The sequence below is a fragment of the Phenylobacterium aquaticum genome (assembly GCF_947378715.1).
Classification (GTDB): Bacteria; Pseudomonadota; Alphaproteobacteria; order Caulobacterales; family Caulobacteraceae; genus Phenylobacterium; species Phenylobacterium aquaticum_A.
On sequence record NZ_CANCLE010000204.1, the window covers coordinates 1 to 6121 of the forward strand.

Below are 6121 nucleotides of genomic sequence, written 5' to 3' on the forward strand. Positions count from 1 at the left end.
GCTGCGGCATCTGGGAATGGGACCTCTCCGAGGACAAGATCTTCATGTCCGACGTCACCGCCGCCCTCTTCGGCTGGCGCGGCGGGGTGGTGGAAGGCCAGCAGGTGCTGGAGCGCGTCTCCGAGGGCCACCGCAACGGTCTGCGCGAGGCCCTGTCCACGGCCGCCATCTACGGCGGCTTCGACGTTTCCTTCCGCGTCCCCAGCCTCAGCGGCGGCCGGCCCGTCTGGATCGACGCCCGCGGCCAGGGGTTCGGCAAGAGCCCCGAGGGCGGCTATGCGCGGATCATCGGCGTAGCGCTCGACGTCACCGAGGAGCGCCTGGCCCAGGCCCGCGCCCAGGCCGCCGAGACCCGCCTGCGCGACGCCATCGAAAGCGTGTCCGAAGCCTTCGTCCTCTGGGACAAGCAGGGCCGGCTTTTGATGTGCAACAAGAACTACCGCAGCTTCTTCCGGCTCGAGCCCCATGTGCTGAAGCCCGGCGTCGCCCGCGAGGAGCTGGAGGTCCAGGCGCGGCTGGCCGTGCGCCAGGAATTCCCGGCCCTGGGCGGCCGCAAGGGCGTGCGCGAGGCCGAGCTGGTCGACGGCCGCTGGGTGCAGATCTCCGAGCGCACCACCGCCGAGGGCGGCCTGGTGGTCACCGCCGCCGACATCACCGCGCTGAAGGCCCAGGAGGAGGCCCGCCGGGTCAACGAGGACGAGCTGCGCCGCGCGGTCGTCAACCTCGAGCGCAGCCAGGAACAGCTCTCGGAACTGGCCCGCAAATACGAGAACGAGAAGGTCCGCGCCGAGGGCGCCAACCAGGCGAAGTCCGAGTTCTTGGCCAATATGAGCCACGAGCTGCGCACGCCGCTGAACGCCATCAACGGCTTCTCGGACATCATGGCCCAGGAGATGTTCGGCCCGCTCGGCGACGCCCGCTACAAGGGCTATTCGCACGACATCCTCTCCTCGGGTCAGCACCTCCTGGCCCTGATCAACGACATCCTCGACATGTCGAAGATCGAGGCCGGCAAGATGAGCCTGAAGTTCGAGCCCCTGTCCCTCGAGGACGTGGCGGAGGACGCCGTGCGGCTGGTCCGCAACCGCGCCGAGACCGCCGGACTGGCGCTGACCATCGACCTGCCGCCGCACCTGCCCGAGGTCGAGGCGGACTACCGGGCGATCAAGCAGGTGCTGCTCAACCTGCTGTCCAACGCCATCAAGTTCACCCCGCGCGGCGGCCGGATCACGGTGCGGGCCGAGGGCCGCCACGATCCGTTCGGCGAGCGCATCCGGGTCAGCGTCCAGGACACCGGCATCGGCATCGCCCAGGACGACCTGGCCCGGCTGGCCCAGCCCTTCGAGCAGGTCGAGAACCAGCATTCCAAGACCACCCAGGGCACCGGCCTGGGCCTGGCCCTGACCAAGTCGCTGGTGGAGATGCACGGCGGGTCGCTGGACATGCAGAGCGCGCCTGGCGAGGGCACCATGGTCAGCTTCTCCCTACCGATCCGTCAGACCGGCGTCGCCCTGGCGACCAGCGGCGCGGCCGCCTGATCCGCGCCTACTGAGCGTCCGGTCCCGGCGGCGGGGGTTCTTCCCCCATGGGTCGCATGCGGCGCATGCCCATCATCGGGCCCGGCGCCGACTGCACCAGGCCATGGGCCAGTTCGGCCCGCTCGGCCGGCGGCAGGCTGGCGGCGAAGTCGACGATGCGGCTTTCCACCTCGCCCCGCGCCTGGACCTCCAGGGTGCGGGCGTCGGCCAGTCGCTTGCTGACCCCGGTGGGATCGAGGGGCTCCTGGCCCAGGGCGGCGAAGGCGTCGCGGCGCGCCTTCCGCGCCTGGCGGATCTGCAGGCCGACGCCCATGGCCTGGCCCTGCAGCAGCTGGCGATAGGCGTCGCGGTGCTCGGTCGGCAGCTCATCGGCGGCGGCCCACAGCGGCTGTGGACGCCGGGGCGCCTCAGCCACGCCGTGCAAGCGATGGCCGATCAGGAACATTCCCACCACCGCCCCGATCACGAACAGATTGACGGCGAGCGACAGGAACAGGGCGAGGGTCAGGTTGCGCGGGCTCATCCTAGGCTTGGCCCTCCAGGGCCGAGGTGGTGAAGGCGCCGCCGGTGTCGGTCAGGCCCTCATAGCTGGTCATGGCGGCGCTGACCGGTTCCGTGGCCTCCGCCGTCGTCGTGGTCGCGCCAGAGAGCGCGACGCCCATCATCAGGCCAGCGGCGCAGGCCGCCGCCAGGCCGGTTCCCAGCGCGCCGCGCCAGATCCAGGCCACGGCGGCGCGCACCGGCGCCCGGGGCGCCTGGGCGATGACGCTTTCCATCAGGGCGTGGCTCACCACCGCCGGGCGCCAGCTGTCGAGCAGGGCGTCCAGGGCTTCGGCGCGACCCAGCATCTGGCGGGCCAGCTCCGGCTGGGCCGTCATGAAGGCGGCGGCGGCCTCGCGCTCCGCAACAGGCCAGCGCGCCACCGCGCCGCCATGGGCTTCCGCCAGCGTTTCGAACCGTTCAGGGGTCATTTCGCCATCCTCATGACGCCACCATATCCGCCAGCGCGACGCGCAGGGCGCGCCGGCCGCGGGACAACAGACTCTCCAGGGCCTCGATGCTCACCCCCATCACGGCCGCCGCCTCGATATTGGTCAGGTCCTGATAGTGGCACAGGGCCACCGCCTCCCGCTGCCGGTCCGGCAGGGCCTGCATGGCCTGGGCGACACGGCGGCCGACATCGGCGGCTTCCAGCCCGCGATCCGGCGCCGGGCCCTCGTCCGCCCGGTCCGGCGGGCTGTCCATGGCGATCTCTCGCTTTCGCCTCAGCCGGTCGTAGCAGAGGTTCAGGCCCACCCGGTGCAGCCAGGTGTCGAACTTGGCTGCGCCCGGACGCCATTTGGGCGCCTGTCGCCAGGCGCGGATCATCGCCTCCTGCGCCACGTCCTCGGCCTCCGGGGTCTCGCCCAGCATGCGCTGCGCCAGGGCCAGCATCCTTGGCAGCTTGCGCGCCGTCAGGGCCCGCACAGCCGCGGCGTCGCCCGCCGCGACGCGCAAGATCAGGGCCTCGTCCGGATCCTGAGCGTCCAAACCTCACCTCGCCCCGACCCGGCGCCTGGCCGTTCGCGGGATCAACCGGGCCCACGCCGGTTCTGGCGCAGGATGAGCATTTCATCGCGGCTAAGCCAGCCATCATGATTGGTGTCGGCCTCATCGAAGCGCTTGCGCGCGCCCGCCTCGATCTCGGCGCGGGTCAGGAACCCGTCGTGGTTGGCATCCTGCTTGGCGAAGCGCGCCTGCATCCGCTGGGCGGCGTCAGGCGGCCCGAAGCCCGCCCGGCGGTCGATCATCGCCTTCACCTCGGCCTTGCTGATCCTGCCGTCCTTGTTGGTGTCCAGCCGGCGCAGCATGCGGTCGGCAGCGGCGGTCTTGAACTCGGCGAAGGTCACCTTGCCGTCGTGGTTGAGGTCCGGGTCCTGGCGGGGTCCGCCGCCGCCATGCATCATGCCGCCCCCGTGCGGCGGTCCCCGCTCGGCCTGGGCGACGCCCGCGACCAGCATGAAGCCTGCGGCGATCAGAAGACGCTTCATCGACAGTTCCTTCCGGTCGCCGGGGGAGGCCTTGGCGCCGTTCAATCCTTCAACGTCGCTGCACCGTGAGTCCGTCGGTCAGGAGTTCAGGATCACCTCATAGGCCGCCCGCGCCGACTGCCGCACCCGGTCCAGCTTCGCGCGCAGGGCCTTGAAGTCCCGCGCGCCGCCGGCCCTCGCCAGCAGCTGGCGGAAGCCCTTGGGCTCCTGGCTGACGTCCTCCGCCCCGGTCAGGGCGAGCTTGAGCAGCTGGGTCAGGTCCTGCTGCAGCCGCCAGGCGGCGCGCAGGGCCTCGAGCGGTGCGTGATCGGCCAGGCTGGCGGTCTCGGCCTCGGTCAGGGCCTCGGCGGTGTTCTGGCGCAGGGGCGCGCCCTCGGCCCCGTAGGCCAGTTGCAGATACTGGGCGGCGAACTCGATATCGACCAGGCCGCCGGGCGACAGCTTGAGGTCCCAGGCCCCCTTTGGCGGTCGCTCCTGCTCCATCAGCTCACGCATCTCGCGGACGTCCGTCGCCGTGCGCGCCCGGTCGCGGGGCCGGCGCAGAGCGGCGTCGACGGCCCCTTGCCCCGCCTCGGCGAAAGCCGGGCTGGTGGCCCAGACCACCCGGGCGCGGGTCAGCGCCATCAGCTCCCAGGTCTCGGCCTCGCGCTCATAATAGTCCTCGAAGGCCGCGAAGCTGACCGCCACCGGCCCCTTGGTGCCGGAGGGGCGCAGCTGCATGTCGACCTCATACAGTTCCCCCTCCCCCGTCGGCGTGGACAGGGCCGCGATCAGCCGCTGGGTGAAGCGGCCATAGAAGACGTCGGCGCTCCAGCCCTTCACCGAAGAGGCGGCGGCGGGCTCCGACGCGCGATAGAGGGTCATCAGGTCGAGGTCGGAGCCGGCGCTCATCTCGCGCGAACCGCACTTGCCCAGGGCGACAACCGCGACCTCGCCCGGGAACTCGCCACCGATCCGCTCGGCCTCGGCAAGCGCAGCGGGCCCCAGGGCCTGGATGCAGAGGTCGGCGAGGTCGGCGAAGGCCGCGCCCGCCACCTCGGCGCTGGCCGTGCCGCTCATCACCTGGACGCCGATGCGGAAGGTCTGTTCGCGGTGGGCGCGGCGCACGGCGTCCATGGCCGCCTCGAAGCCCGGCGCCTCGGCCACGGCCCGGTCCATGGCGGCGCGCTCTTCCTCGATCAGGATCGGCCCGAAGAAGTCGCCGTCCAGCATGGCGTCGATCGCCGCCGGCCGTCGCGCCAGGGTCGAGGCCAGGCGCGGCGCATAGGCCATCACCCGCACGATCAGCTCGAACAAGGCCGGCTGGGCCAGGAACAGCGACTGCAGCTGCACCCCGGTCGACAGGCGGGAGAAGAAATCGGCGAAGCGGTTGAAGGCGGGGTCCGGCGAGCCCGTGGCCTGGGCGGCGTCGAGCAGGCGCGGCGCGAGCCGGGTGAACAGCTCCCGACCCCGCTCGGTGCGGGTCGCGGCGATGTGGCCGTGGTGCCAGCCGCGAATGGTCTGGGACACGCGGGGCGGATTGGAGAAGCCCATGCGGGTGAGCGTCGCCAAGGTCTCCGGGTCGTCCTCGACGCCGGTGAAGATCAGGCTGCCGAACTTCGACGACAGCGGCTCCTCGTCCGGGAACAGTTCGCCATAGCGCCGGTTGACGGTCTTGAGGGTCCGCTCCACCAGGGCGTCGAAGCTGCGCAGTCGCCCGTGGCCATAGAGGGCGGCGACCCGTTTGCGCTCGGTGTCGGACTCCGGAAGCTTGTGGGTCTGCTCGTCGGCCAGCATCTGGATGCGGTGCTCGACGCCGCGCAGCAGGTGGTAGGCGAGCGTCATCTCCTCGCAGGCCTGGGCCGTCACATGGCCGGCGTCACGCAGGGCGGTCAGGGCGTCGAGGGTGCGATAGCTGCGCAGGTCCGGATGGCGACCGCCCAGGATCAGCTGCTGGGTCTGGACATAGAACTCGATCTCCCGGATGCCGCCCCGGCCCAGCTTCAGGTCCATGCCCTTGGCGGTCAGCCGGTCATCGACCTTGTGGACATGGATCTGGCGCTTGATCGAATGGATGTCGGCGATCGAGGCGAAGTCGAGGTTCTTGCGCCAGATGAAGGGGATCAGCTCCGCCAGGAAGGCCTCGGCCCGGGGCAGGTCTCCGGCGCAGGCCCGGGCCTTGATGAAGGCGGCGCGCTCCCAGTTCTGGCCGACGCTCTCGTAATATTCCAAGGCCGCCGGCACCGGGACGGCGGGCGGGGTCGAGGCGGGATCGGGGCGCAGGCGCAGGTCCACCCGGAACACATAGCCGTCGGCGGTGCGATCCTGCATCAGGTCGGCCAGGCGGTGGGTCAGGCGCACCGCAAAGCCCTGGGTTTCCACGCCCGGCGCCAGCGGCAGGGCGTCGGGCTCGTAGAAGACCGAGATGTCGATGTCGCTGGAATAGTTCAGCTCATAGGCGCCGTGCTTGCCCATGGCGATGCAGAAGAAGCCCGGGACCGGGCCATAGTCGCCGAACTCCGGGGGGATCAGCCGACCCGCCTGGGCCTCCTCCCGCGCCGCCACGGTCAGGGC

Annotated in this window: 6 protein-coding genes; 1 reads left to right on the forward strand and 5 read right to left on the reverse strand. The window is 71.2% G+C overall.

Translation table 11 applies throughout. From position 1 onward, the window contains the following. A partial coding sequence (locus Q7P21_RS18735) for a PAS domain-containing sensor histidine kinase (RefSeq protein WP_304179328.1) occupies positions 1-1538 on the forward strand: 1538 nt, incomplete at its 5' end. Positions 1539-1545: 7 nt separating this feature from the next. Here Q7P21_RS18735 and Q7P21_RS18740 read toward each other — a convergent pair. From Q7P21_RS18740 to Q7P21_RS18760, 5 genes are all read right to left on the reverse strand, one after another. Then, positions 1546-2061 (reverse strand): periplasmic heavy metal sensor, encoded by a 516-nt coding sequence (locus Q7P21_RS18740; RefSeq protein WP_304164084.1) that lies wholly within the window; start codon positions 2059-2061, stop codon positions 1546-1548. A 1-nt stretch (position 2062) separates the two neighbouring features. Further along, positions 2063-2509: a hypothetical protein gene (locus Q7P21_RS18745; RefSeq protein WP_304164083.1), complete on the reverse strand. Its 447-nt coding sequence runs from the start codon at positions 2507-2509 to the stop codon at positions 2063-2065. 10 nt (positions 2510-2519) lie between these two features. Next, positions 2520-3068, reverse strand: a complete 549-nt coding sequence (locus tag Q7P21_RS18750; RefSeq protein WP_304179338.1) for an RNA polymerase sigma factor — start codon at positions 3066-3068, stop codon at positions 2520-2522. 41 nt (positions 3069-3109) lie between these two features. After that, positions 3110-3568 (reverse strand): EF-hand domain-containing protein, encoded by a 459-nt coding sequence (locus Q7P21_RS18755; RefSeq protein ID WP_304164080.1) that lies wholly within the window; start codon positions 3566-3568, stop codon positions 3110-3112. Between the two features lie 78 nt (positions 3569-3646). Next, positions 3647-6121: bifunctional [glutamine synthetase] adenylyltransferase/[glutamine synthetase]-adenylyl-L-tyrosine phosphorylase (locus Q7P21_RS18760; protein WP_304179350.1), on the reverse strand; the 2475-nt coding region annotated here is incomplete at its 5' end.